The 25,912-nt window shown below is 69.7% G+C and carries 17 protein-coding genes and 1 pseudogene; 11 read left to right on the top strand and 7 right to left on the bottom strand.

Annotated features, from left to right (window positions below; genetic code table 11):
* Positions 1-216: 216 nt before the first annotated feature.
* Together MXD61_RS25205 and MXD61_RS25200 are read right to left on the bottom strand one after the other, a co-directional pair.
* On the bottom strand, positions 217-756 hold the full coding sequence (locus tag MXD61_RS25205) for a hypothetical protein (RefSeq protein ID WP_248815904.1): 540 nt from the start codon (positions 754-756) through the stop codon (positions 217-219).
* Positions 753-1,856, bottom strand: a complete 1,104-nt coding sequence (locus MXD61_RS25200; protein ID WP_248815903.1) for an XRE family transcriptional regulator — start codon at positions 1,854-1,856, stop codon at positions 753-755. Before MXD61_RS25200 ends, MXD61_RS25205 begins: the two co-directional genes overlap by 4 nt.
* Positions 1,857-2,063: 207 nt before the next feature.
* Here MXD61_RS25200 and drmD point away from each other — a divergent pair, with 207 nt between their 5' ends.
* Genes drmD through drmC form a run of 5 tightly spaced genes read left to right on the top strand, consistent with a single transcriptional unit; the run spans position 2,064 to position 15,651 of the window.
* Positions 2,064-5,168 carry a DISARM system SNF2-like helicase DrmD gene (drmD, locus tag MXD61_RS25195; RefSeq protein ID WP_248815902.1) on the top strand — a complete coding sequence of 1,035 codons (3,105 nt, stop codon included), beginning with the start codon at positions 2,064-2,066 and terminating at the stop codon, positions 5,166-5,168.
* Positions 5,165-9,187 (top strand): Eco57I restriction-modification methylase domain-containing protein, encoded by a 4,023-nt coding sequence (locus tag MXD61_RS25190; protein ID WP_248815901.1) that lies wholly within the window; start codon positions 5,165-5,167, stop codon positions 9,185-9,187. The genes drmD and MXD61_RS25190 overlap by 4 nt, the downstream gene beginning before the upstream one ends.
* The gene (gene drmA, locus MXD61_RS25185; protein ID WP_248815900.1) at positions 9,184-12,915 is read left to right on the top strand and encodes a DISARM system helicase DrmA; all 3,732 of its coding nucleotides are present in this window, start codon (positions 9,184-9,186) and stop codon (positions 12,913-12,915) included. Before MXD61_RS25190 ends, drmA begins: the two co-directional genes overlap by 4 nt.
* Positions 12,912-14,912 (top strand): DUF1998 domain-containing protein, encoded by a 2,001-nt coding sequence (gene drmB / locus MXD61_RS25180; protein ID WP_248815899.1) that lies wholly within the window; start codon positions 12,912-12,914, stop codon positions 14,910-14,912. The genes drmA and drmB overlap by 4 nt, the downstream gene beginning before the upstream one ends.
* The gene (gene drmC / locus MXD61_RS25175) at positions 14,896-15,651 is read left to right on the top strand and encodes a DISARM system phospholipase D-like protein DrmC (protein WP_248815898.1); all 756 of its coding nucleotides are present in this window, start codon (positions 14,896-14,898) and stop codon (positions 15,649-15,651) included. Before drmB ends, drmC begins: the two co-directional genes overlap by 17 nt.
* 244 nt (positions 15,652-15,895) lie before the next feature.
* On the opposite strand, the gene MXD61_RS25170 is transcribed toward drmC, so the two are convergent.
* A complete protein-coding gene (locus tag MXD61_RS25170; protein ID WP_248815897.1) occupies positions 15,896-16,510 on the bottom strand; it encodes a TetR/AcrR family transcriptional regulator in 615 nt (204 codons plus the stop codon).
* A 44-nt stretch (positions 16,511-16,554) separates the two neighbouring features.
* The gene (locus tag MXD61_RS25165; protein ID WP_248815896.1) at positions 16,555-18,045 is read right to left on the bottom strand and encodes an MFS transporter; all 1,491 of its coding nucleotides are present in this window, start codon (positions 18,043-18,045) and stop codon (positions 16,555-16,557) included.
* 151 nt (positions 18,046-18,196) lie between these two features.
* Here MXD61_RS25165 and MXD61_RS25160 point away from each other — a divergent pair, with 151 nt between their 5' ends.
* A complete protein-coding gene (locus tag MXD61_RS25160) occupies positions 18,197-18,916 on the top strand; it encodes a TetR/AcrR family transcriptional regulator (protein ID WP_248815895.1) in 720 nt (239 codons plus the stop codon).
* Positions 18,917-18,928: 12 nt separating this feature from the next.
* Here MXD61_RS25160 and MXD61_RS25155 read toward each other — a convergent pair whose 3' ends face one another.
* Positions 18,929-19,921 carry an LLM class flavin-dependent oxidoreductase gene (locus MXD61_RS25155; RefSeq protein WP_248815894.1) on the bottom strand — a complete coding sequence of 331 codons (993 nt, stop codon included), beginning with the start codon at positions 19,919-19,921 and terminating at the stop codon, positions 18,929-18,931.
* Between MXD61_RS25155 and MXD61_RS25150 the strand changes: the two are divergent.
* Positions 19,893-20,180: pseudogene (locus MXD61_RS25150) on the top strand (alpha/beta hydrolase); the annotation flags it as partial. The gene MXD61_RS25155 and the pseudogene MXD61_RS25150 overlap by 29 nt on opposite strands.
* Entirely contained in the window at positions 20,165-21,037 is an 873-nt protein-coding gene (locus MXD61_RS25145; RefSeq protein ID WP_248815892.1) for a YihY/virulence factor BrkB family protein, read from the top strand. The pseudogene MXD61_RS25150 and the gene MXD61_RS25145, both read left to right, overlap by 16 nt.
* Before the next feature lie 242 nt (positions 21,038-21,279).
* On the opposite strand, the gene MXD61_RS25140 is transcribed toward MXD61_RS25145, so the two are convergent.
* Positions 21,280-22,389 (bottom strand): MsnO8 family LLM class oxidoreductase, encoded by a 1,110-nt coding sequence (locus MXD61_RS25140; RefSeq protein ID WP_248815891.1) that lies wholly within the window; start codon positions 22,387-22,389, stop codon positions 21,280-21,282.
* A gap of 140 nt (positions 22,390-22,529) precedes the next feature.
* Between MXD61_RS25140 and MXD61_RS25135 the strand changes: the two genes are divergently transcribed.
* From MXD61_RS25135 to MXD61_RS25125, 3 genes are all read left to right on the top strand, one after another.
* Positions 22,530-23,207: a TetR/AcrR family transcriptional regulator gene (locus MXD61_RS25135; protein WP_248815890.1), complete on the top strand. Its 678-nt coding sequence runs from the start codon at positions 22,530-22,532 to the stop codon at positions 23,205-23,207.
* A gap of 200 nt (positions 23,208-23,407) precedes the next feature.
* On the top strand, positions 23,408-24,388 hold the full coding sequence (locus tag MXD61_RS25130) for an alpha/beta hydrolase (RefSeq protein WP_248815889.1): 981 nt from the start codon (positions 23,408-23,410) through the stop codon (positions 24,386-24,388).
* Positions 24,389-24,566: 178 nt separating this feature from the next.
* A complete protein-coding gene (locus MXD61_RS25125; RefSeq protein ID WP_248815888.1) occupies positions 24,567-25,232 on the top strand; it encodes a TetR/AcrR family transcriptional regulator in 666 nt (221 codons plus the stop codon).
* Positions 25,233-25,295: 63 nt separating this feature from the next.
* Here the strand turns inward: MXD61_RS25125 and MXD61_RS25120 are convergent.
* On the bottom strand, positions 25,296-25,912 hold a 617-nt coding region (locus MXD61_RS25120), incomplete at its 5' end, for an acyl carrier protein (RefSeq protein WP_248815887.1).

The following is a 25,912-nucleotide window of genomic DNA, read 5'->3' as shown; positions in this document are numbered from 1 at the left end:
GAAACGGCTCGCGGACAAGCGTGCGGTTTCACGGTGGAGGTCGGGCTCCTGCTGGCGCCTGCGTCCTGACCGGAAGGTATGCACGCCGCTGGGTTGTCATACGCCTACACCGCCACGGCCCGCTCAACTCCGGCGGAGGCGAGCAGGACCCATCCGTATCTACTCGGTCCTGGGCACAACCGGGCAGGGGACGGCCGGAGGAGAGCTGCTTGGCGATCAGCGCCGGAAGTCGTCGACCGATTTTGGTAGCCGCAGGTGCCGGTCGGAGGCTGCCATCTGCTGCATCAGGCTGAAGGCCTCGGCGGCGTCGATCTCCCCGTCTGCGACCGCGATGCTGACGATGTCGATTGTCTCGCGCGTGATGATGTTCTGGAACTTTGCGTGTCGAATGGCTTCCCTGTCGTCAGAGATCCACCAGGATCCGGCGAACGATGCCCAGTTCTTGATGACATAGCAGGTCTGTGCCTCACCAAGGTGCTTCAGCGGCTGATCGTCCATGCCGCCGAAGACGGCGCGCCTTATCCGCGCGATTCTCTGCATGTCTGCCGGGTCGGTAATCTCGATCGGCTCGTCCAGCCAGCCCTCTAACGGGAGCCGCAGCAGCGAGGGCAGCTTGGCTGCGGACCTACTCGCTTCGTACGCGACCGCTTCGGTCCACCTGCCCCGCCCGCCGAGAACGGACTTGAGTAGGTCCAGGCCGTCGACTGCTGCGAAGTTGCACAAGACGGTGTTGTCGGGAAAAAGGTGTGCCTTCATGCGGCGCCCGCCGCCCCGTCGTTGGCCTCGATCGCCAGCCTGAGTTCGTCGGCGTCGATGCCAAGCAGGTTTGCGTATGGGCGGATCGTGGTCGCGCCGCTCTCGTATGCCTGGTAGGCGTCCCGGACGAGCAGGCCGGGTGGGCGGGCTGAGCTCGCGTTCGCGACCCGCTGCGCGAACTCTTCGGAGCGCCCGGTGATGGATGCCGCCTTGGCCGCGGTGAGCCTCCGGAACCGGTCGCCCGTCCCGGCGTCGATCAGCCGCAGCTGCTGCAACCGGACCGCCAGCGCGGATGGAGTGACCCTGAGGTCGCAGGCGAGCGCGGCGAACCCGTCCTCGGCGAGGCCGGATGTTCCCGCTGTTTCCCGTAACGCGTCTTCTGGCATGAGGAACGCGGACGCGAAGTTGTTTGCTCGTATCTCACTGGGGTCTCTGGCCTGCGCCCGGTCGTAGATGTCCTTGTCCAGGTGCACGCCCTGGTCGTCGCCGGCCAGGAGGTGTCCCAGCTCGTGGGCCAGGGTGAACCGCTGCCGGGCGGGGATCGCCGATGTCCCCAGGACGATCAGCTTCGCGTCGTCCGACGATGCCGACAGCCCGTCGAAGCCCTCGTCGAGTATGACCACGGCCACGTCAGCCCCGAACGCCATCTCGACCAGGGCGGGCAGGTCCGCGCCGGTCACGGACAGCCCCGCGGAGGCGGTGCGTGTCAGCGCCGCGGACGCGAGCGCGCGGCCCTGCTCGGCGTATGTTCCGCCCGGGGCGCCGACTTCCAGGGGCCGCCATGGCTGCACCCAGCCGAACGCAGCCAGATCCTCGCGCATCACGCTGTATTTTTTCGCGGCCTCCAGCGCGGTGCGTGCCTGCCCGGTCGTGGTCCGCGCGGCGAGGGCCAGCGCGGGCTCCTCCCCGGTGAGCAGCCACTCGATGGTGACACCGCACTTGTCCGCGATGCGGGCCAGATCGAGGGAGGAGAAGCGGCGGGCGCCGCTGAGAGACTTCGAGAGCTTGGAGTCGTCGAGGCCGATGCCCTGGGCGAAGGCGCGACGGTTCTGCCCTGATGCTTCGATCAGGGTCAGTACTCGGCCGGGTATGCCTTCCATGCGGCTCAGCCTACTTGTGATTTGCGCAATTCGCAAACCTGGACCATGATGGGCAGGGCAGTGGATGAGCCGGTACATGGGTGGACGTCGTGGGGGATGGTCTAGTTGACAACGCTTGAAGGTAGTGCTTCCGAGCGAGTCGCGGCGGCTCCCCCCGTACGTGTCCCGCCGCTTCCCGAGCGGGGCCGGATCGTGAACGTCCGTGGCGTGACCTGGGCCGTTACCGACGTCCGGGCGCAGGGTCTGCCGCGCAGCCCGGCGGATGAGGCAGAGGCGGGCCGGGCACATGTCGTCAGGTTGCAGTCGCTGGAGGAGGACCGGCTCGGCCAGGAGCTCGCGGTCGTCTGGGAGCTTGAGGTGGGCCAGACCATCGCCCCGGATCAGGGCCTGCCCGAGACGGTGAGCCCTGACGGGTTCGATGATCCGAACACTCTGGCCGCCTTCGTCGATGCCGTCCGGTGGGGCGCAGTCACGTCGGCGGACGGGAGCTCGTTTCAGGCCCCGTTCCGCAGCGGTGCGAACGTCGAGGCCTATCAGCTGGAGCCGCTGCGCCGTGCGCTGCAGTCCGGGCGGACGAACCTGCTGCTCGCCGACGACGTCGGCCTCGGCAAGACCATCGAGGCTGGCCTGGTCGTCGAGGAGTTGCTACTGCGGCATCGTGCCCGCTCCGTCATCATCGTGTGCCCGCCGAGCCTGTCGCTGAAGTGGCGGGATGAGATGCGGGAGAAGTTCGGCCTCGAATTCGAGATCGTCAACACCGAGCTGATGGCGAGGGTGCTCCGCACCCACGGTCCAAACGCCAACCCGTTCCGGCTCTACCCGCGGGTGATCGTCTCGATGGCGTGGCTGCCGTCGCTGCGCGCACAGCGGCTGCTGCGTGCGGTGTACGCCGACGCGCGGGACACGAACTCGGCCCGCCGGTACGCGTTCGACGTGCTCATCGTGGACGAGGCACACCACGTCGCGCCCGCGAGCCCGGCCGCCGCCAGCGGGTTTCGTGGGTACGCCGTCGACAGCCAGCGCACAGTGGCCACCAAGGCGCTGGCGGAGAAGTGCGAACACCGGCTTTTCCTGTCCGCGACCCCGCACAACGGCTACTCCGAGTCGTTCACGGCACTGCTGGAGATGATCGACGGCCGCCGGTTCAAGCGGGGCGCGAACCTGGACGAGCGCGCGCTGCGCGACATCGCGGTCCGCCGGCTCAAGGCGGATCTGCGTGGCACGAAGGACTTCCAGACCCGAGAGCTGAGGACCCTGGTCTTCTCCCCGGCCGGCGACGAGGTGGAGCGGTTCGCGCTGCTGGACCGGATCCTCGCCGAGAGCGCCCGGCTCAACGGGCGCGGCCGGTCGGGCGGCATCGTGGCGATGCTGATGAAGAAGCGGTTCCTGTCCAGCCCGTGGTCGTTCGCGCAGACGCTGCGCCACTACGCCGACTCCGACGGCGGATCGGGCCTCGGGGAAGACGACGAGGACCGGTACTACCAGGAGGTCCTCGGCAGCGGCCAGGCCGACGAGGAAGAGGGCACCGCCGCGCACCCCGAGTTCACCACGCTGCGGCACAGCAAGCGCTCGGACCCTCTCGTCGCCGCCACCCAGGCCGACATCGACTCCTTGATCGAATGGGGCCTGGGCTACGAGAACAGGCCGGATACCCGCTTGGAGGCACTGCTCACCTTCCTGGACGCCGTCTGCCGGCCGGATGGCAGGACCTGGACGAACGAACGGGTCGTGGTGTTCACCGAGTACGCCGAGACCGTGGACTGGATCGTCCGTGTCCTCGGCCAGCGGGGGTACCGGCAAGGGAAGGAACTCGCGGTCATCCAGGGCTCGACCCCCACGGAGGACCGGGAGGACATCCGGGCGATGTTCACCGCTCCGCCGGACAGGCACCCGGTCCGGGTCCTCGTCGCCACCGACTCGGCGGGCGAGGGCATCGACCTGCAGGCGCACTGCCACCGGCTGGTCAACTTCGACATCCCGTTCAACCCGTCGCGGCTGGAGCAGCGGATCGGCCGCGTCGACCGCTACGGTCAGCAGCACACGCCGGAGATCTACCAGCTCGCCCCGGCGGAGCGGAAATCCGCGCTCGCCAGGGACACGGCGTTCCTGCTGGACAAGGTGCGCGAGAAGATCGGCCAGGTCGCCGCCGACCTCGGCTCGGTCAACGAGGTGATCGACGCGGACGTCCAGGATCACTTCACCCCGGGCGGCACGGGCCAGAAGGTGAAACTGGCGGCGCGTGACGACGGCAGTGTGATCATCAATCGTGTCCTGGCCGGCGGCCAGGAACTGAACCGCACCCTCACCGAGCTGTCGCGCACCTACCGCGACCGCAAGGCCGAGATGCACCTGACCCCCGCGAACGCGCAGCGCGTCGTGGGCACCGCACTCGAGTTGACCAGTCAGCCGCCGCTGAAGCCGCTGGAAGGCGCCGACCCAGTGGAGGTCCTCGAGGTCCCGGCGCTCGGGTCCGCGTGGCAGTCCGCGCTGCGCGGCCTGGAGACCCGCCTCGACCCCGGCGTCCTGCGCCCGGTCACGTTCGACGAGGAGCTCGCCCGGGACCGGGACGACGTCGTCTACGTCCACCTTGGGCATGCGCTGCTCCAGCGCTCCGCGCGCATCCTGCGCGAGGCGCTGTTCAACGCCGACTCCCCGGTCCACCGGGTCACCGCGGTCGTGGCGGAAGGGCTGCCGCAGTCCTGCGTCGCGGCGGTGTCCCGCCTCGTCCTGGTCGGCCTCGGCGGCCTGCGTCTGCATGAGGAGGTGTTCCTCACCGGCATCCGGCTGCGCGGCAGCGCCATGGCCGAGGCGAAGGTCGAGCAGGTCCTCGACCAGACCCTGGATGCCCAGGACCTGGTCCTCGCGGGCGAGGAGGTCCGCCACCGGCTCGCGGACCAGTGGAACGCCGACGGCGCGCCGCTGCGGACCCGGCTGCTGACCGCCATGGAACAGAAGGCCCACAGCCATCAGCAGCGGGTAATCGACACGCTGTACCAGCGTCGTGACTCCGACATCGCCCGAGTTCGGGAGATCTTCGCCGCGTTCCGCGTCAACCTGCAGGAGTCCCGCGACCGTCTCAACCGGGAGATCCGCGGCGAGGAAGAGAAACTGTTTCCCGACGACCAGCAGCGGCAGCGCCAGCATGACCTCGCCGGAATGATCGACCGCCTGGCCAGCCTCGACGAGGAGGAACGGCGGGAGATCAACGCGATCGGCGCCCGCTACGAGGACGTCAGGCCCCACGTCACCGCGGCGGCCGTCGTGTTCGCCCTGACCCCCGAAGACGCCGCAGCGGTAAGGAATCAGGCATGAGGAACGGCAGCGACCTGCACCGGGACTGGCTCGGCCTGCTCGACACCGACGGCCCGTTCCTGTCTGTTCCCGCTCTGAAGAAGGCCTGGCCCAGCGGCATACCGGTGGGTGATCGTGCGGCCCTCGACGCGCTCCGCGACGCGGGGCCCGCGTTCGAGAAGGCCTGGGACGGGTGGGACATGGCCGAGAAGGCGACTGCCGCCCAGACCGCCGCCGCGCTGGCGGCGTACCGCGAGGCGCGCGACGCCTGGGTGGACGTCGTGCTGCGCACGGTCCTGGGCTGGAAGAACTTCTACCTCACCCCGCCGTCCGCCGACGTGCGGGTCCACGCGCCCGATTACTCGGTCACCGTCAGCCCGACCGGCGCGCTCACCCGCGGCGATGTGACCGGGGCGCTCGTTCTCGTCACCGATCCGGTCGAGTCGCTGCGCGCCCCACTCGAGGATGGATGGGCCGCCAGTCCCATCGACCGGATGGAGGAACTGCTGCGGGCCGGCGGGGTCCGCGTCGGCGTCGTCACCGACGGGCGCTGGTGGTCGATCGTCAGCGCCCGCCCCGAGACGATGGTCGCCTCCGGCATCACCGACTCCCAGCGGTGGATCGAGCTGCCCGTCGCCCGCGACGCGTTCATCACCCTGCTACGCCTGCCCCGCCTGGTCGGGAACCGGACGGAGGACCTGCTCACCACGCTCTTCGGGGATTCGGTCGCCGCCGCCGAGGAGATCACCGAAGCCCTCGGCACCAACGTCCGCCGCGCCGTGGAGCTCCTCGTCCAGGCACTGTCGGAATCCGCGCTCGATGCCCGGCGCCGCGGCGAACCCGACCCGCTGCCCGCCCGTCGCGACGATGTGTACCAGGCCGCCGTCACGATGATGATGCGCGTCGTGTTCCTGTTGTTCGCCGAGGAACGCGGCCTGCTCCCGCAGACCCAGCTGTTCACCGGCGGCTACGGGATCAGCGACGAACTCGACACTCTCGACCAGCGCGCCCGTGACGAGGGCGCCGAAGCACTCGATCGCACCCATCTCACCTGGCACCGGCTGCTGGCCACCTCCCAGGCGCTGTACCGGGGTGCGTCGTTCGAGGACATCCGTATCCCCTCCTACGGCGGGTCGCTGTTCGACCCCGGCCGGTTCCGCTTCCTCACCGCCCTCGACGCCCACGACACGCTGGCCGTCGTGGTCAGCGATCGGGTCATGCTGGAGGTCCTGCGTGCCGCCCAGATGGCCGAACTGCGCGGCGAACCCGCACGACGAGTCTCCTTCCGCGACATCGACGTGGAGCAGATCGGCTACATCTACGAGGGCCTGCTCGGCTACTCCTGCACGGACGTCGATGAGGTCCTCGTCGGGCTCATCGGGAAGAAGGGCGAGGAGCCGGAGATCCCGCTCCCGCTGCTGGAGGGGTTCGCGGCGAAGCACGCGAAGCCGGACGCCCTCGCGAACGCGATCATCACCTGGGCGAAGACCGACCAGCCCGCCGCGGTCGCCCCGTCCAAGGCCGCTCTCGCGAAGGCGATCAAGAATTCCGCGGACGTCGAGGACGCCGACCGGGCGCTGCGCGCGGCGGTGCCCACCACCTTTGGCCTGCGGGAACGACTCCGCCCGTTCATCGCAGCGATCCGCCGCGACCTGCGAGACCGACCGACGGTCTTCCTACCCGGTGGCCTCGTCGTGGTGGAGACGCCGTCCCGGGCGACGGCGGGCGCGCACTACACGCCGAAGTCCCTCGCCACAGAGGTCGTCCTGCACGCCCTCGAACCCCTCGTCTACAGCCCAGGGCCGCATCAGGAGCCCGACCAGAAGAAGTGGGTGCCGGTCGACTCCGATCGAATCCTGGAACTGAAGGTCGCCGACATCGCCTGCGGCTCGGGTGCGTTCCTCGTCGCCGCCGCCCGCTACCTCTCGGCCCGCCTCGTCGAGGCGTGGCAACGCCAGGACGAAACCGGCGGCATGACGCCGAAGGAACTGCAACTCCACGCGATGCGCGAGGTCATCGCCAAGTGCCTGTACGGCGCGGACATCAACGCGATGGCCGTCGAGATGTGCAAGCTGTCGCTGTGGCTGGTCTCCCTGGACCCGAAGCTCCCGTTCTCCTTCGTCGACGACAAGGTCCTCCACGGCAACTCACTACTGGGCCTGACCGATGTGAAGCAGCTCCGGTACCAGCACATCGACCCTGCCGCCGCGCCCACCCAGCGGACCCTCGGTGCGATCGACATCGACGACGTCCTGAAAAAGGCCGTCCGGCTGCGAGGGAAACTTGCCAGCGAGGTCAACAACGCGGATCCGCAGCGATCCGTCCGCGCCAAGCGTCGCCAGTGGCAGCAGTTTCAGCAGGTCACTGCCGACCTCACCGACGTCGCCGACGCCATCGTCGCCGCCGCCCTGCGGCTCGGCAGCAAGCCAGGCCGGGCACTCAACGACGCGTACAAGGACCTGGAGACCGCCCTCGGCGAGGCGTACCCGGACAGCGACCTGTTCGCCACCGAACCCGACCGCACCAAGCTCGACGCGATCCTGGCCGCGGGTCTCACCCCCACGATCCCGACGGACTACGACCGCTGGAAGCCGCTGCACTGGATCATCGCGGTCCCCGATGTGATGGAGCGAGGCGGCTTCGACGCCATCATCGGCAACCCGCCCTTCCTCGGCGGAAAGAAGATTACCAAAGCAACGGGAACCAGCATGCGCAGCTGGTTCGTAAACGTCCTTGCCGGCGGTAAGACAGGAAACGCAGATCTAGTTGCCTATTTCTTCCTTCGTGCCACGTCACTACTGAGCGGGCAGGGTAATCTTGGGTTGATCGCCACGAACACTATCGCGCAGATGGAAACTCGCGAAGTTGGGCTCAAGAAAATGGTGGCCGACGGGTTTACCATCACGCATGCGATTCAAAGTAGATCGTGGCCCGTGTCCAGCGCTTCCCTGGAGTATTCGGCCATTTGGGGAACCCGCAGTAAGGTAGCGGAAATCGTTCCGCGCATAGCAGACGGAGTCCCAGTCGAACGGATCTCAACCCTGCTGGAACCCGGACGAGACATAGATCCGACCCGCCTCATCGAGAATCGTGGTGTCGCGTTCCAGGGCTGCATCCTCTTCGGCGGAGGTTTCATCATAGATGATCTGGGAGTGGTGGAAGATTGGGTCCGGAAATGCGATAAAAACAGGCAAGTAATCTTCCCGTACCTGAATGGAGATGATCTTAACTCCCGTCCAGATCTCTCTGCGTCTCGATATGTCATCGATTTTAACGATCGACCAGAGGCCGAGGCTAGAAAATATAATGCACCATACACTTATCTGTCAGGGACTGTGAGGGGGGAGCGTGCGAGCGCGTCGCGGGCCGTTCAGAGCGCTCCATGGTGGCTGTTCTGGAGATCGCGCCCGGCAATGCGCAGAGCAATCAGAGACCTAGCAGAATTGCTAGTAATTACTCGAGTAAGCAAGACAATAATGCCGGTTCGCATCGAGAACAAAGTTATTCCAAGCGAAGCCGTAGTGGTCTTCGCGACTGATTCACTTGCCGATCAGGCCGTACTTTCTTCCGGCTTGCATCAGATGTGGGCGATCAAGTATGGGGGTGGGCTCCGCGTCGATCCGCGCTACTCGGTTTCCAAGGTTTTTGAGGCGTTTCCATGTCCGGCGTCGACCGAAGCGCTTTCAAGGATCGGCCGCATCCTCGAAACCGAGCGGAAGGAGATCATGCTCCGACGCCGCCTTGGCCTGACAGATCTATATAACCTCGTCAATGACCCTGGATATGCCGACAACGACATTAATCGTATGCGGCAGATCCACGTCGAACTCGACCACGCCGTGATGGACGCCTATGGCTGGGGCGACGTGTCACTTAATCATGGATTCCATACCTACCGGCAGATGCAGCGGTGGACCGTCTCGCCCGCCGCGCGGGTGGAGATCTTGGACCTACTGCTAGACGAGAATCTGCGACGAGCTGCGGCCCAGGGCGACGCTCCGCCGCCTGCTGAGGACGAAGACGAGGGGGATGGCGAATGACTCCGCCCCGCATGCCTGCGGCGTCCGCTGAGCCGCCTCAGTATCGGCTGGAGTACGAGCCGGATGGGAGTTCCTGGATTGCTCGGGAGAACCTGGCCGACATTCTGGAACGGGAACTGCTGGGGCCGATGAACGGGCCGACCGAGGTCATCGACGGCGCGCCCGATGCCGTGTATCTGGTCGGGCGGATCGCGCCGTTCAAGCTCGCGGCCGGGGCCGATGACCCGGCGGACGCGGACACCGGCGAGTCCGACAGCGACGTGGGGGACTCCGTCGACGCGCAGGAGGGCCAGGGGGTGCCGGTCACCGGGGTTGACGACAGCGGTGCCGGGGCGGACGAGGATTCCGGGCTGGAGGACACGCCGCAGCAGCGCGGGCTGATGATCCCGGCGTCGATGGGGCTGCGGTGCCAGATCCCCGACGACCTGGAGGCGTTCACCGTGACCGCGTCGTGGGGCGTGTACGAGTCGGTACCCACGTCTGAGGGTGACGAGTCGCGGATTCGGCGGTACAAGCGGACCCCCATCGAGATCTCCAGGCGGATCGTGGTCGCCGACCTTGACCTGTCCGTGACGATGGAGATCCCGCTCAAGGACAGGGTCGTACTGCGCGTCGACCGGCACGACGACGATGAGTATCACCGGCGGCTCATCGAGATCGCACTGTGCAACGACCGGGAGGCGCCGCGGAAGATCCCCGTCGATGCGTGGCTGTACCAGACGAAGCTCACCGCGACCACGGACGGGGAGCCCGCCTTCCTGCCAGTGACCGACGTGCTGACCGACGACCGGTGGGAGCGGGACGACGAGGTCCGGCGGCTGAACCTGCAGTACCGGGACCGGCTGGAGTTCGCCGTCGGGCGGACCTGCTCGGTCAGCTGGGAGGAGCCGGCCGGGTGGGACTCCCCCGAGGTCCGGGCCGTCGCGGGCAACCGCCGGGTCGGGAAGATCTGGACGACCTGGCTGCCGGTGAGCGAGACACCGCAGGTCGCCGCCGATGAGATCGGCGAGGCGCTGCTCGACATGCGCAGGCTGGCCGCCGCGTCCGAGGACGAGCTGCGCGCGGGGCTGACCCCGATCGCGCAGCAGTACGGCTCGTGGCTGGCCGGCGAGGAGACCCGGGCGCATCGGCTTCCCGGTCACCTGCGGGACGAGGGGCTGGACGCGGTTCATGAGGCGCGCAAGGTGCAGCGCCAGCTCGCGGCCGGGATCGAGCACCTGCTGGGCGACTCCGGCGCGTTGCGGTGCTTCCGGTTCATGAACGAGGTGATGGCCGACCAGCGCGTGCAGTCCCAGGTCGCGCGCCGCCGGGCGAGCCGTCCGTCGGAGCCCCTCGACGAAGCGCGGGCGGTGGTACTGGCCGGAGACAGGCCGCACTCGTGGCGCACGTTCCAGCTCGCGTTCATCCTCATGCAGCTGCCGCTGCTCACCGACCCGGCAGCACAGCTGAGGTCGGGGGATCTCGCCAAGGCGCAGCTGCTGTTCTTCCCGACCGGTGGCGGCAAGACCGAGGCATACCTGGGGCTGGCGGCCTACGCGTTCGCGATCCGGCGGCGCCAGGGCGTGGTCTCGGCCGCGGATGGTTCACTCGACGGCGGCGCCGGGGTGACCGTGCTGATGCGGTACACGCTGCGGCTGTTGACCGCCCAGCAGTTCCAGCGCGCGACGGCGCTGGTATGCGCGGCGGAGATGGCGCGGCGTCGCGACGCTGAAACCTGGGGTGCTGAGCCGTTCCGGATCGGGCTGTGGGTCGGGACCGACGTCTCGCCGAAGCGGTACAAGGAGGCGAAGGAGCAGATCGACCGGTCCTCCTCCTCTGGCGGCTACTCGCGGCTGACCGTGCTGCAGTTCCAGCGCTGCCCCTGGTGCGGCACGCCGATCAGCGCGGCCAACGTGGTCCCCGACGGCGAGCACCAGCGCGTCTATGTGTACTGCGGCGACGAGCTGGGCGACTGCCCGTTCTCCCGCGACGGGTCGGTACCGGAGGGGCTGCCGGTCCTGACGGTCGATGAGGAGATCTACCGGCTGGCGCCCGCGTTCGTGATCGCGACCGTGGACAAGTTCGCCCGGCTGGCGCGGGAAGGCGAGGCGGCGGCGCTCTTTGGCTACGTGGCGCAGAAGTGCGAGCTGCACGGCTACGTGCACCCGGATTACCTGGGCTGCAAGATCGCTGTGGGCAACAAGCACCCGAAGACCACGGCCTACCGGCGGCCGGTGACCCGGCTCCGTCCGCCGGATCTGATCATCCAGGACGAGCTGCACCTGATCACCGGCGCGCTTGGGACGACGGTCGGGCTGTTCGAGGTCGCCGTCGATGCCCTGTGCTCGTGGCGGACTTCCGCAGACCTGCCGGTGCGGCCCCTTGTTGTCGCGTCCACGGCGACCGCGCGCAACGCGGCCGAGCAGGTAAACGCCCTGTACGGGCGGGACACCACGATCTTCCCGCCGCAGGTCCTCGACGCGGGCACGACGTTCTTCTCCGCCGAGCAGCCCATTTCCCGGAAGTACCCGGGACGGCGGTACGTCGGGATCAGCACCTCCGGGGTCCGGCTCACGACCGCGGAGATCCGGGTGTCGGAGGTGCTGATGGCGGCCGGGCAGCTCCTGCTCGACCGGTCCGGGGACGTCGCCGATCCGTACCTGACCCTGGTGGGGTACTTCAGCGCGACCCGCGAGCTGGCCGGCATGGCCCGGTACATGGGCGATGACGTGCAGACGGCGCTCGCGAAGGGGCACCCGTGGTCGCGGCTACCGCGCCGGTTCGGCACGGTCGGGCAGCTGCACCTGGCGGAGCTGACCTCCCGCGTCTCCTCCGCCGACATCACCGGGACGCTGGACCAGATGGGGGTCTCGTTCGACCCGGGATTCGACTCGACGGCGGCGCGGCGGGACCGGACGGCGCGGCGCAAGGCGGGCGAGAAGGTCCCCGACCGGCCGGTGCGCCCGTTCGACGTGGTCCTGGCGACGTCAATGCTGCAGGTCGGCGTCGACGTCGACCGGCTCGGCCTGATGCTGGTGGTCGGCCAGCCGAAGAACACCGCCGAGTACATCCAGGCCTCCTCTCGGGTCGGCCGGCAGGCGTCCCGGCCCGGTCTGGTGGTCACGCTCGGGAACTGGGCCCGACCGCGGGACCTGGCCCACTTCGAGCAGTTCCGGCACTACCACGAGACGTTCTACGCCCAGGTCGAGGCCCTGTCCGTGACGCCGTTCTCGGCCACGTCCCTCGACCGCGGCCTGGACGGCGTGCTGGTCAGCGCCGCCCGGGTGCTGGAGGCGGTCGTACCCGGCGGGCTGTCGCAGGAGAAGAACGCGGGCCGGATCGAGGATCGGCGGGACGTCGTCGTCGAGGTGATCGACGCGCTGGTGCGCCGGATCGGGCGCGCGGCGACCGAGGGTGACGCCGAGCGGGCCCGGGCACGGCTGCTGAACCGGCTCGACCGGTGGGTCTCCCGCCGCAAGCACCTGGCCGAGCTGCACAAGACCCTTGTCTACGAGCGGTTCTCCGCCTCGGAGGAGGGGAAGTACGACGCGCTGATGATGAGCGCGGAGAACGCCCGGGCGCTCGGCAACGGCAGCGATGTCGCGCCGTTCGTCGTCGCGAACTCCATGCGCGAGGTGCAGCCGGAGATCAACCTTCTGGTCAGCCCGATCAAGGACAACCTGATCTACATCGCGCCTCCCGGCGCGCCGCAGTGGGAGTTCCCCCCTGCTGAGGAGGCCACGTCATGAGCCTGCTGTACAACGAGCAGCGGCCGGTCGACCCGCTGGGCGACGCGGATGCCGAGAACGAGAAGCAGGTCAAGCACAACCGGGCCAAGGTCGGGTCCAGCCGCCCGTCATCCCTGCTGTACACCTACGGCCCCGGGGCGATCATGGACCTGCCCCAGTTCACGATCATGCCGACCGGCCTGGATGACTGGAATCGGATCTGGCGGCGCCGTGAGACCGACCCACCGCCGATCCACGCGCCCCGGCTGCGGCAGGCGGTCCGCACCCACATGCGGGCCCCGAACGTGCAGCTGCGCCCGTTTCCCTGGCAGCCGAAGCGGAACACCTTCAGCAGCGAGGGCGCCGACCTCGGTGTGCCCGCGCGGGTGTTCCCCCAGTGGCTGCGGTGCACCGGTTGCGACCTGCTCGGCCTGGTATCCCAGTTCAGCTACGTCAACACCCATCCGTACCGCAGCGACCTGGCCCGCTTCGAGCACCCGAAGTGCCCTGGCCGCAGCGGCGAGGGCAAGGCGACCCGCCCGGCCGTCCCGGCCCGGTACCTGCTCGCCTGCGCGGCGGGGCACCTGGATGAGTTCCCGTACGACCTGTGGGTGCATCGGGGCCGCCGGTGTGAGAAGGCCGAGTTCCCGTTCCTGAAGATGATTGATCGGACCGCCGGCAAGGGCGCGTCGGCGATGATCCACTGTGCGTCCTGCGGAGAGCGGCGCCCGATGAACGAGGCCCAGGGTGTCGCGGGCGCCGCGAAGCTGCCACGGTGTCGGGGCCGTCACCCCCACCTGGACGCGTTCGAGCCGACGGGCTGCGGCGTAGAGACGAAGCTGATGCTGATCGGCGCGTCCAACCTGTGGTTCCCCTCCACGCTGTCGATCATCGTGATGCCCGAGTCGGCGGAAGAGAAGGCCAGCGACCTGGCGGACCGGCTCCGGGGCGCGCTCGCGGACAAGCTCGCGAAGTACGCGGGCGACCTGGAGCTCATCCGCGACTTCGCGGCGACCGCGAAGGTCGACGTGACCGGCCAGTCCGATGACGAGCTGGCCGCGCTGGTGGCCACCGCCCTGCAACCGCCGCCGTCCGAGGAGGAGCAGGATGCCAAGCTTCGCGACTGGGACCCGGTCGACCTGCTCGTCCCCGAATGGCGGTACCTGCTCAAGGACCCGATCGGAGACCGGCACGAGGACCGGGCCAGCGGCCTGACGCTGTCACGGCGGGATCGGGACCCGCAGCTGCGGCCCGAGATCACCCGGGTGCTGGCGGCCGAGCGGCTGCGGAAGGTGAACGCGCTGACGGGCTTCACCCGGATCGACGCGTTCGATCGGGTCGGCGACGTGCCCCGCCGCCTCGTCCCGCTGGCCCGGGAACGGTATCCCGACTGGACCGTCGCGACCGAGGACCGGGGTGAGGGCGTCTTCCTCCAGCTTGCCGAGGAACAGGTCGCGGCCTGGGAACAGAAGGTCCTGGCCAGCGAGATCTGGGAAGCACACCGGCAGGCGCACCAGCGGAACTTCAACCGGCGGTTCTCCGAGACCGCGGAGAACATCGACGCGGACGATCGGCTGCGGCCACCGCGGTACTGGCTCGTCCACACCCTCGCGCACGTCCTGATCCGGGGCATGGCGATGGAGTGCGGATACTCCGCGGCGAGCCTGAGCGAACGGCTGTACGCCTGGCCCGGGACGGACGAGCGCCCGCCCGCGGCGGGACTGCTGATCGTGACAACGGCATCGGACAGCGACGGCACCCTCGGCGGCCTGGTATCGCTGAGCAAGCCAGAACGCCTGCAGCAGGTGGTGTCATCGGCGCTGGAACGAGCGGCACGCTGCTCATCGGATCCGATCTGCGCGCGCCGCACCCCCGCCGACCCGGAGGACTTCCTGCACGGAGCGGCATGCCACTGCTGCGTGATGGCATCAGAGACATCGTGCGAGCGGGCCAACCGGTTCCTGGACCGCCGGTTCCTCCTCGATCTCCCAGGAAGCTCCCTTGGGTTCTTCGGATGATCCGGCCAGGAAGCTCGGCGCGTTGTTGACCGGAAGCGAGGCACGGGAGATCGCGCACCGCTTATCGGATGACGACACGCTCACCGCGTCGCTGCGAGTCGTGCCGGCCGGGCGCCGGGCGGAGATCCGCCTCCTGCTGTCGGGCATCGACCGGACCGCGATGATCGTCGTGCTGCGGGCGATCGAGGGCGCACGGTCAGCGCCGACGACCGTGGACCCGCTGTGGACGATGCCGGGCCACCTGGCCCGGCACGGGCGGCTGACGCAGTCGGTGACGTACCTGGTAGACAACGCCAGGTACTCGGTCGTCTGCTCGACGTTCAACGTCCAGCGATCATCAGGCCTGTGGAAGGCACTGCAGCGAGCGGCACGGCGACCCGAGATCACAATGAAGGTCTACATCGACACGGACGCGGCTGACGCCGGACCACGGCGACCGGGGTCACCGACAACGGACGAGGTCGCGGCGCACCTGCGCCCGGCCCTGATCCTGCGGACAAAGCGTTTCGATGGCCGCCAGGTCCGCAACCACGCGAAGTTCCTGTCGATCGACCACAGGTTCCTGCTCGTTACCAGTGCGAACTTCTCCTGGAGCGCCGAGAACGTGAACCTGGAATTCGGCGTTGTCATCGACAACCCCAACCTCGCCGAGGCCATCGAACGAGAGCTACGCGAAGCCGAGGACTTCATTTTCGAACACGTGCGTCCCGACGGGCCTCCGGCGAACGAACATGAGTAACTCAGACGTCGGCGATGGCCGACACTGGCGCTGCTGGGACGGTCGGCAGGGTGCGCCAGTCATCGAGGGGCTTGTGGGGGAGCTCCCGGCGGATGACCGGCGCGATCGCGGTTCTGCGGTGACCGCGTGTGTCGCTATCTGATCAACGGTGGTCTGACTCCCGGGCGTGAGCCAGCGCATGGACCGCGCGCAGCGGCTGCGAGCCGTCCTCGCCGTCGACGGCTCCGTCGGGCCGATGGTCTGATTACTGTGAAGATGCGGTGCGTGCCTGCGGCGGTGAGGTGCGCAGGCCGTCGATCATGACCGTGAGCAGGGCGCGCACGTGGGCGTCGCGGTCGGGAGCCTGTTCCTTCACCCAGGAGATCGCGCCGATCAGCGAGATCAGCTCGTCCGGGGCGAGGTCCGCGCGGACCGCGCCGGTCTGCTGGGCCCGCCGCAGCAGGGACGTGGCGGCCTGGTCGACGGCGTGGCAGGCGGCGTGCAGGGCCGAGTCCGCGTCCTGTTCGGCGAGCAGCACCGCCGAGACGCCCTGGTAGGCGGCGACGTGGTCGACAAGGTCGGTCAGCCACTCGAACAAAGCGCTGCCCGCGTCGTCGGCGGGCACCCCGAGCAGCCGTTCGGCCTCGGTACACAGTGCCTCGGTGCGGTCGTGCATGAGGGCCTCGAGCAGTGCGTCCCGGTTGGGGAAGTGGCGAAACAGCGTGCCGGTGCCCACGCCGGCCCGGCGGGCCACCTCGTTGAGGGAGATGTCGCCGTTGCGGTTGGCGAACGCGTCCCTGGCCACCGCGAGGATGCGGTCGCGGTTGCGGCGGGCGTGCGCACGCAGCTGCCGTGGCGCGGTCTCCGCCAGCTCGACCATGCGAAACCTCCCTGATCCCGGCGCCCACGGCCGGGCCGAGCAGGTCAGGCGTCGGCGTGCGTGCCGGTGGCGGTAGCAGTGGTAGCAGTGGTGGCGGTGGTGCGGGACTTCCCGAGCGGGATGTACCACACCAGGATGCCGATGACCGCGGCCGCGGTCGCGATGCCCACGCCGCCCCGGAAAGCGTAGGTGACGCCCTCGGCCACGTCATCTCCCCGGGTGAACAGTGTCAGCAGGACCGCGAGGCCCAGCGAACCGCCGACCGACAGCGCCGACTGGAGCACCGCCGAGGTGACGCCGATCTCCTCGGGTGCCGTCTCGCCGAGCACGATCAGGTTCAACGGCACGACCGCGGCACCGGCACTGGCCCCGAGCAGGGTGATCGGCACGAGGATGTCGGTGGCGTAGCCGCTGGTGTCGTCGAGCCGGGTGAGCCAGAGCATCGCCAGGCCCATGACGACGAAACCGATGATGGCGAGCGTCTTCGGGTTCACCCGGGTGAGAATCCGCGGGACGAACCGAGCGGTGATCAGCAGTGCCACACCGAACGGCAGGAACGCGAGCCCCGTGACCAGCGGCGTGAGGTCCAGAACGCGCTGCAGGAACTGGGTGAGGAAGAACAGGAAACTGGTCAGGGTGAAGGCCATCAGCAGCAGGTCGACGAACGCGCCGGCGCGGTTGCGGTGCGTGAGAACCCGCAGTGGCAGCAGCGGCGACGCCGCCCGCGACTCCCGGAGGACGAAACCGGTCAGGACGACGGCGCCCCCGGCCAGACCCACGAGCGCGCCGGGGTCGCCCCACCCGGCGTCGGCGGCCCGGACGAAGCCGAACACCAGCGCGGTCATGCCCACGACGGACAGCGCCGCCCCGGGCAGGTCGAGCGGCCGGCGCTGCCCGCCGCTGGGGACCACGGGCAGCACGCGCAGCGCGAGCAGGCCGAGGAGCAGGCTGATCGGCGCGTTGACGAGCAGCGTCCAACGCCAACTGGCCAGGTCGGTGAGCAGCCCACCGAGGATCATGCCGGCGGACGCGGCCAGGCCCGTCACCGTGGAGTAGGTCGCGAACGCCCGCTGCTGGCGGGCGCCGGTGAAGGTGGTCGCCAGCAGGGCCAGACCCGCCGGCCCCGCCAGTGCCGCGCCGGAGCCCTGCACGACCCGACCGGCCAGCAGCACGCCGAAGTCCGTGGCGAACCCGGCCAGCAGCGAGCCGCCGCACAGCAGGGCCAGACCGGCGAGGAACGTGGTGCGGTAGCCGAGCACGTCACCGAGGCGACCGCCGAGCAGCAGCAGACCGCCGAAGGCCAGCAGAAAACCGTTGACCACCCAGGACAGCGAGCCGGTGGACAGCCCCAGCGCGTTCTGCACGTCGGGCAGCGCGACGGCCATGATCGTGCCGTCGAGCTGAAGGACGAACTCGGCCCCCACGATGGCCGCGAGCACAGGCCCGAGGGCGGCGGTCCGGGGCGGTGCGCCGGCCGCGGGGGGCGGGGCGGTGCTGCGCGCACCCGCGGTGGGCGCGTCGGCATCGGTGGTCATCCGGGTCTCCTTGCCGTGTGACGTCGTGAGGGGCCGGCCACTGCCGGCCGGGCTCGTCCGGCAAAATCTACACCGTGATTTACTGAAAACTAAACCCTATGGTGTAGTTTTCTTTTATTGGATCACCAGGGAGCGTTGTACGATCGGCGGCATGGCCGGCACCGAGCACCGCCCGATCTCGCGGGGGCGGGTCGCCAAGCGGGAGGCGATCCTCGACGCCGCGATGAGGGTGTTCGTCGAGGACGGCTACCCGGCCGCCGGGATCGACCGGATCGCGACCCTCGCCGGAGTCTCGAAGCCGACGGTCTACAACCACTTCGACGACAAGGAGTCGCTGTTTCGCACGGTGATGCGCGACGGCGCCCGACGCTCCGCCACCAAGATCATCAGTGCGTTCGACACCCTGTCCGGGGCGGCCGACGATCCGGGTGGCCGGGCCGATATCGCCGCGCAGCTCGCCGAGGTCGCGCTCCTGGTGCTCGACTGTCAGCTCAGCGATGAGGGCTGGACCCTGCAACGGCTGCTGTACGCCGAGGCGGCCCGGATGCCCGACCTGTACGACGAGGTCGTCGGGCTCGGCGGGGTGCCGGTGCGCAACGCGCTCGCTGGCTGGCTCGCCCGGCTGGCCAACCGCGGGCTGCTCGAGATCGAGGACCCGGACATCGCCGCCTCCCAGTTCATGGCGCTCATCGCCGGTGACCTGCCCGCGATGAGCGCGCTGGGTACCCGCCCCATCGGCCGGCCCGCCCTCGTCGCGGCGGTCGACGCCGGGGTACGCACGTTCCTGCGCGCCTTCGCGCCGCGGCGCCGGTCCCGGGCGGCCCAGGTCCGCCCGCCGGCCACCGCCACACGCCCGTCCACCGTCGGTTGAGCGGACCGCGAGCTAGGCCGTCGTCGAGGAGGAGGATCCACGAGGGGTGGCCTGAGCCGCCGTCGCAGACGGGCCCGCCTCCTCGATCGTGGCGAAGCGGTTGGGGGGAACGGGCAGACCGAGCGAGGCGCGAAGGGTTCCCTGCGGGTACTCCCGCTGCACAAGCCCCCGCTCCCGCAGGATCGGCACCACGTGGTCGACGAAGGTGCGCAGCCCCTGGGGCATCGCCTCGAGCAGCATGAAGCCGTCCGTCGCGCCGGTCTCGAACCAGTGCGCCAGCCGGTCGGCGATCTGCTCGGGCGTGCCGAGGAACTCGCCGCGCGGCGTCACCGCGTCCAGCGCGATCTGGCGCAGTGTCGCGCCGCTGCGCCTGGCCTCCCCCTTGATCCGGGTACTGGTGGCCTGGAAGGCGTCCTGGCCGGTCTCGCCGAGCTCCGGGAACGGTGCGTCGAGGTCATAGCCGGTGAAGTCGTGCCCACCGAAGTTCAGGGACAGGTACCGCAGCGCCTCGTCGACGTTGACCAGGTCGGCGATCTCCCGGTGGATGCGCCTGGCCTCCTGCTCGGTCGAGCCGACGAACGGGGTGATGGCGGTGAACAGCACCGGTGCGGCATCGCCGGTGCGGCCGAAGGCCGCCGCGCGCCGGGCGATGTCCTGGGCACAGGCGAGTGCGTCCGGGTGCGACTTCGGCCCGAGGAAGACGCCGTCGGCCTCACGGGCGGCGAAATGCTCGCCGTGGTGGTCGAGGGTGTGCAGCCGGGCGTCGTCGAAGAAGACCCCGGACTCCCGGTCGCGGACGAGGGCGCCCTGCTCCCAGGAGTCCCACAGCCCACGCAGCACGTCGAGGTGTTCGGCCGCGATCCGGTAACGCTCGTCGTGTGCGGGATGCTCGGCCTCGGCGCGGTTGAAGTTGAGCGCGGTGCCGGTGGGCGCCGAGGTGACGATGTTGACGCCGGCCCGGCCGCGGCTGATGTGGTCGACGGACCTCGCCGGACTGCCCAGCACCTATCTGGCCACCATGGAGCTCGACCCCGCCCGGGACGAGGGCATCGCGTTCGCGGTGCGCCTGCTGGCCGCGGGGGTCAGCGTCGAGCTGCACTCCTATCCGGGCGCCTTCCACGGCAGCGAGATCTTCGCGCCGCTGGCGGCGGTGTCCCGGCGGGCGGCCGAGGAACGCCTGCGGGCACTCGCCCGCGGCGGCGAGGGTGGCGCGCCGGACCGGGCTGGTCGACCAGGGATGCTGTCGGCATGGAAGGCGCCCTGACAAGAGTGGTCTGCCAGGTCGCGGCGTTGCGCCGGGATGTCGTCGACGGCCTGCGCGGCCACGATCTTGCGCTGATAGCCGCCGGGGTCACCTACTATGCCGCGATCGCGATCGTCCCAGGCGTGCTGGTCGCGATCAGCCTGATCGACCTGTTACTCGGCGAGGCACGCACCCGCGAGTTCGGCCGCTCGCTGGCCGAGGCCCTGCCCGGCGGTCTGGGCGCGCCCGCGGTCGTCCACACGGCGTTCCAGGCTGCCGCGACGATGTCGCCACTGGTCGTGGCAGGCGCGGCGGTGCCGGCCACGTTCTACGGCGAAGGGCTGCGCCGGGCGTTCGTCCGCCTCGCCGGACAGCGCGAGAACCTGGTCGGATGGCGGGGCCGGCTCAGCGTGCTGCCGCTGCTCGCCGCCGCGCCGGTGCTGCTGCTCCCGGTACTGCTCGTGACGCCGATCCTGGCCCGCCTGTTCGCCGACAGCGGCCTGTCGGCGGCTCTCGGCGTGGTCGTCGCGTTCACCGTCGACTGGCTGGTCCTGACCGTGACCCTGACCTTCGTCTATCGGGTGGTCGGTCCAGGCCGGCCAGCCTGGACCGCGACGCTGTGCGCGGCGGGAGCGACCGGATCCTTCGTCGCGGGGTTCGTGCAGGGATTCGTGCTCTTCCTGTCTTTCACCCTGGATCTCGGACTGCCGTTCGGTGGTTTCTCCGCGGTGGGCGCGGCCGTCGCGGTCGGCTTCTGGCTTTTCCTGATCCACCTCATCGTCCTGGTCGGGTACGGACTCACACTGCGCCTCAGTGAGAACCGCGGTGCGTCGGTGTGCCCCGCACCGACGCACCGCGGCCTTCGCCGTTCTCGGTGAGCGTGCACGCTGCCGACGACCACGTCGGGGTGGCGCCGAGCCGGCTCGTCGCGTGGACGTCCTCGCTGGCACAGGAGCGCTGGCCCGCACCGAGTTGTACTTCCGGACTCGTCTGTGTCGGCGAGGATGCCGGAGATCCGCAGCGTCTCGCCGGAGGCGGCGAACACGCTCACATGTATGGGGACTGGACCTCCGGTGGCGGTCCGCCAGGTTTCGAAGGAAGCCCGGGCGTTGACCTGGATTCAGAACTGCCACTGCTCGGCGAGCAGCTCGTAGGAGCGCAGGCGGTCGGCGTGGGCGAAGGTCGTGGTGACCGCCAGCAGTTCGTCCGCGTCGAAGCGGTCCCGTAGCCCGCGGAGCCCGTCGGCGACCTGCCGAGCGGAACCGATCAGCCGGGCCTGTCCCAGATCGGCGACGAGCTCCCGGTCCGGCGCCGTCCAGGTGTGCGCCTCGGCCTGCTGCGGGGTCGGGAAGACGGTCGGCGCACCGGTACGGTTGGCCAGGGTCCACACGTCGTGGCCGACCGCTGCGCGCCGCGCGGACTGCTCGTCGGGGCCTACGACCACGTCCGCGGTGATGACCACGTATGGGCGCGACAGCGTGGGCGAGGGGCGGAAGGCGGCCCGGTAGGCGTCGATCGCCTCCATGGTCGTGGCCGGGCTCGCGTGGTGGTTCGTCGCGAAGGGCAGGCCGAGCGCGCCGGCGACCTGGGCGCTCTCGCTGGCGGTACGCCCCAGCACCCAGAGCTGCACCTGGGCCCGGTGCGCGGGGACAGCCGCAACCAGCAGGTCGCCGACACGGTGCGTTCCTGCCAGCAGGCCCGCGACCTCGGCCACCTGGTTGTGGTAGTCGGGGCTGGTGGCGTTGTGGCGGGGTAGCAACTGCCGGTGCAGGGCGAACAGGTTCGAGCCGCGCAGGCGCCGCTGCGACGCGGGAGCCTGGACGGCGTCATCGGTGGGAGCGGGCTCGGGCGGGTGCCAGCCGGCGCGGCCCAGGCCCAGGTCGAGCCGGCCGGGATAGAGCGCGTCGAGCAGACCCCATTCCTCCGCCACCGACAGTCCGGTGCGGTGGCCCAGCTGCAACGTGGCCGAACCTACCCGGATGTGCGATGTCGCCGCGGCCACCAGAGCCGTCAGCAAGGTCGCTGACAGTCCGGCTGTGCTGGCGTTGAGATGGTGTTCGGTGATCCAGTAGCGCCGGTAGCCGAGCTGGTCGGCGCGGCGGGCGAGCGCGGTGGTGTTGCCCAGTGCGTCGGCGATGCTCTCCCCGGCGCTGACGGGAACCAGGTCGAGCACGCCGAGGGGCACGTCGGCGGTGGGGGAGGGGTGGTTTTCGGAGTCCGGACCAGACATGGATCGACCTCTCTGTGAAACGATGAGCCGACAGAATGCGAAAAAACACCCGCGCAGTCAGCCGGAATTGCGGAAAATGTGAAACTTTCGCTCCGGAGCGCAGTAGCCACCTCCCGTTGAACCCCCGGTAACGTAGGAGGATGCGGAGAACAGGCACTGCCGCGGCCGGTACGGCCGGTGCGGTCGGGGCGCGGGGGCGGATCGACAAGCGGCAGGCGATCCTGGACGCGGCCTTCGCCGTGTTCGCGCGTGAGGGCTATCCGCAGGCGAGCATCGACCTGATCGCGGGCGAGGCCGGCGTGGCCAAGCCCACGATCTACAACCATTTCGAGAACAAGGAGAGCCTGTTCCGCCACGCGATGACGGCGACTGCCGACCGGGCCTCGGTCAAGACGATCGCCGCGGTCAGCCGGCTTTCCGCTGACGTGGCCGACGTACGCGTCGCGTTCGTGGACGTCGGCTGCGCGCTGCTGGAGTGCTACTGTGCCGACGACTCGTGGGCGCTGCGTCGCCTGCTGCACGCCGAAATCACCCGCTTTCCGGACCTGTACGACCTGCTTGGTGCCAGTGGCCCCGAGCAGGTGGGTGAGCTGTTCGCGGATCGGCTCGCCCGGCTCGCGCTGGCCGGCCGGCTGCAGCTGACCGACCCCGTCGAGGCCGCGGAACAGTTCCTCGCTCTGCTCACCGGGCCGGTCGCGGGTCGGTCGGCGCTCGGCACCCGCCCGTTCGACCAGACCCAGCGGCGACGCACCGCGGAGGCTGCGACCAGCACGTTTCTCCGCGCGTTCACCGCGGCCCCGACGGACGCCTCGGCGTAGCGAGAGCAGCTCACCGCGGACCGCGCCTTCGCGGACCGCCGAGAGACATCACCGCGGCCGGGGCCGGCAGACGACGATCAGGCCCTACGAAGCCGACCGCGGCCGTGACCAGGTACGCCATGATCCCCCCAGTGAAACGAAAATCAAGAAAAACTGAACCGATCGTTTCAATTTAATGGTCCGAAGGCTAGCATGCGCTTATGGGTGGATGGGAGGTCCTCGACGCGGCTCGACTGCCTGCGGACCGGGTGCAGGAGGGCAGCGTCGTGCCGGGTCGGGCCGCGACGCCGGGAGTAAAAACGATCACTGATCTCGCCGCGGCGATCCGCAGGGACCGTGCCGAGCAGGCGGCGTCGCACATCGACACGCCGCCCCCGGCGCCGGGGCTCACCATCACCGACCACGTCCTGCGGGGAATCGGCGAGGACGTGCGGATCCGGGCCCGGGTCTATCGCCCGCACAGCGGCTCCCCGCTCCCGCTGGCGGTCTATCTGCACGGCGGTGCGTTCGTGCTCGGCAGTCTCGACCGGGTGCACGACAACGTCGCCGCGCTCGCCCTCGGCGCCGAGGCGGTGGTGATGTCGGTCGGCTACCGGCTGGCCCCCGAACATCCCTTCCCCGCCGGCCTGGACGACTGCGTCAGCGCCCTGGCCTGGGCCGCGGCCCAGGCCGGCGCCCTCGGCGCCGATCCGGACCGGATCGGGCTGGTCGGGGTCAGCGCCGGCGCGACCCTGGCGCTGGGGGTGGCGCTACGCACCCGCGACACCGGTGGTCCGTCACCACGGTTCCTGAGCCTGACCATGCCCGCCCTCGACGATCGACTGCGGACGCCGTCCATGGTGGCTGCTGTGGACACCCCGGTATGGAACCGGCCGCTGGCAGTCCAGAGCTGGCGCCTCTACCTCGGTGACGAGGCGACCGAGGTCAGTCCGTACGCGGCTCCCGCCCGGGCGGTCGACCTCACCGGGCTGCCGCCGACCTACCTGGCCGTGGGGGGCCGGGACCCGCTGCGCGACGAGGGGATCCTGTTCGCGCTGCGGCTCATGCAGGCCGGCGTCCCGGTCGAGCCGCACACCTTCGCCGACGCCGGCCACGGGTTCGCCGGCCTGGACACGCCGACCTTGCGGCGGGCCCGTGACGAGCAGCTCGTGGTCCTGCGCCGCGGTCTGGGTGCCGCCTGACCTGCCCGCCATCCCGCGAGAGTCTCGGACCTGGAGCGCCACGAACATGCCCAGGAGCTGGAGGCGCGCCGAGCTGGCGGGCGGGTCGCGGAGTCAGGCCGTCTGGCAGGTCAGCGCGGCGATGCGGCCCCTCAGGGCGGCGATGTCGTCACCAGCTCCTGGAAGGTAAAGTGATGGCGTGCGACGGGCGGCGGCCGGAAGTCCTGGCACACGGGGCAGAATCGACAAACGGCAGGCGATTCTGGATGCCGCCTTCCTGGTTTTCGCGCGTGAAGGTTACGCGCAGGCGAGCGTGGATGCGATCGCGGCCGAGGCGGGTGTGGCGAAGCCCACGATCTACAACCATCTCGACAGCAAGGAAAACCTGTTCGTGCGAGCCATGACCGCCACGGCGGAGAAGGCCACCGCGCGTAGCCGTGCGGTGGTCACCCGGCTGGCTGTGGACGCGGCGGATCTGCACACCGCGTTGGCTGACGTCGGCGAGGGATTGTTGGGCTGCTACTGCTCGGCGGAGTCCTGGGCGCTGCGGCGTCTCCTGAACGCCGAGATCGTCCGGTTTCCGAAGTTGTTCGACGCCATCGGTGCGAGCGGACCCGACCAGGTGGAGGAGGCTTTCGCGGACCGGCTCGCCCGGTTCGCCCTGGCCGGGCGGCTCACACTGACGGATCCGGTGGAGGCAGCCGAGCAGTTCCTTGCGCTGATCACCGGTCCGGTGGCGACCCGCTCCGCGCTGGGGACCAGACCGTTGGACGCCACCCAGGTGCGGCGGGTGGCGGAGGCGGCGGCCACCACTTTTCTGCGGGCCTTCGCCACCGCGCCCGCTGATCTGCCGACCGTCGGCTGACCACGGTCCGGGCGCGGACCGGCGGCAGTGCTGCCGTGGCCCGCGACGGCGTCGAGGATGGGTTCATGCGGTTCCGAGCGCGTTGTCGATGAAGTCGAAGAACTCGTCGTCCGAGGCATCAGCGGCCGGTGCCACGCCGCCCGCTTCGCCCGCGGCTCCCACACCAGTCGCACCCGCAACCGCGGGACCGTCCGGCGGAGAACCGTTCCCGTCAACGGCGTTCAGGGCGTCGAGCAGAGAGCGCAGGTGCTGCGTGAGCGCGGTGCGCCGCTGCTGGTCGGCTGCGAGCGACGGCAGAATCGCCGAGATCTCCGCCAACCGGGTCAGGGCAAGCTCCGGGTCCGCGGCGGCGTCGGTCACCAGCTGGTCGCGGACGTGCCCGGCGAGCGCCTCGATGGTCGGGTGATCGAAGACCAGCGTGCTCGTCAGCCGCAGGCCGGTCCCGTTGGCGAGCCGGTTGCGCAGCTCGATTGCGGTGAGTGAGTCGATGCCCAGGTCGAGCAGTCCGCGCCCGTCGTCCGCGACAGACAGGGAGTCGTGGGGGGGGGGGGGGGGGGCGGGCCCCGCCCCCCCCCCCCCCCCCGCGGGGGCCCCCCGCCCCGCACGCCCGATTCCCCGCCGCCGGATTCCCGGCCGTCCGCTTCCCGAGCACCGCACTGATACGCACCGCACCGTCACGC

This window comes from Frankia sp. AgPm24 (assembly GCF_023243055.1).
GTDB classification, from domain to species: Bacteria; Actinomycetota; Actinomycetes; order Frankiales; family Frankiaceae; genus Frankia; species Frankia umida.
The sequence above is the reverse complement of the archived record's forward strand: the minus strand, read 5'-3'. Positions and strand labels throughout refer to the sequence as shown.

Coding starts and splice junctions, on each gene's coding strand:
- MXD61_RS25160 (WP_248815895.1), top strand. CDS start 18,197: ATGGCCGGCACCGAGCACCGCCCGATCTCGCGGGGGCGGGTCGCCAAG.
- MXD61_RS25200 (WP_248815903.1), bottom strand. CDS start 1,856: ATGGAAGGCATACCCGGCCGAGTACTGACCCTGATCGAAGCATCAGGG.
- MXD61_RS25140 (WP_248815891.1), bottom strand. CDS start 22,389: ATGTCTGGTCCGGACTCCGAAAACCACCCCTCCCCCACCGCCGACGTG.
- MXD61_RS25205 (WP_248815904.1), bottom strand. CDS start 756: ATGAAGGCACACCTTTTTCCCGACAACACCGTCTTGTGCAACTTCGCA.
- drmB (WP_248815899.1), top strand. CDS start 12,912: ATGAGCCTGCTGTACAACGAGCAGCGGCCGGTCGACCCGCTGGGCGAC.
- MXD61_RS25145 (WP_248815892.1), top strand. CDS start 20,165: ATGGAAGGCGCCCTGACAAGAGTGGTCTGCCAGGTCGCGGCGTTGCGC.
- drmA (WP_248815900.1), top strand. CDS start 9,184: ATGACTCCGCCCCGCATGCCTGCGGCGTCCGCTGAGCCGCCTCAGTAT.
- MXD61_RS25190 (WP_248815901.1), top strand. CDS start 5,165: ATGAGGAACGGCAGCGACCTGCACCGGGACTGGCTCGGCCTGCTCGAC.
- MXD61_RS25135 (WP_248815890.1), top strand. CDS start 22,530: ATGCGGAGAACAGGCACTGCCGCGGCCGGTACGGCCGGTGCGGTCGGG.
- MXD61_RS25130 (WP_248815889.1), top strand. CDS start 23,408: ATGGGTGGATGGGAGGTCCTCGACGCGGCTCGACTGCCTGCGGACCGG.
- MXD61_RS25170 (WP_248815897.1), bottom strand. CDS start 16,510: ATGGTCGAGCTGGCGGAGACCGCGCCACGGCAGCTGCGTGCGCACGCC.
- MXD61_RS25165 (WP_248815896.1), bottom strand. CDS start 18,045: ATGACCACCGATGCCGACGCGCCCACCGCGGGTGCGCGCAGCACCGCC.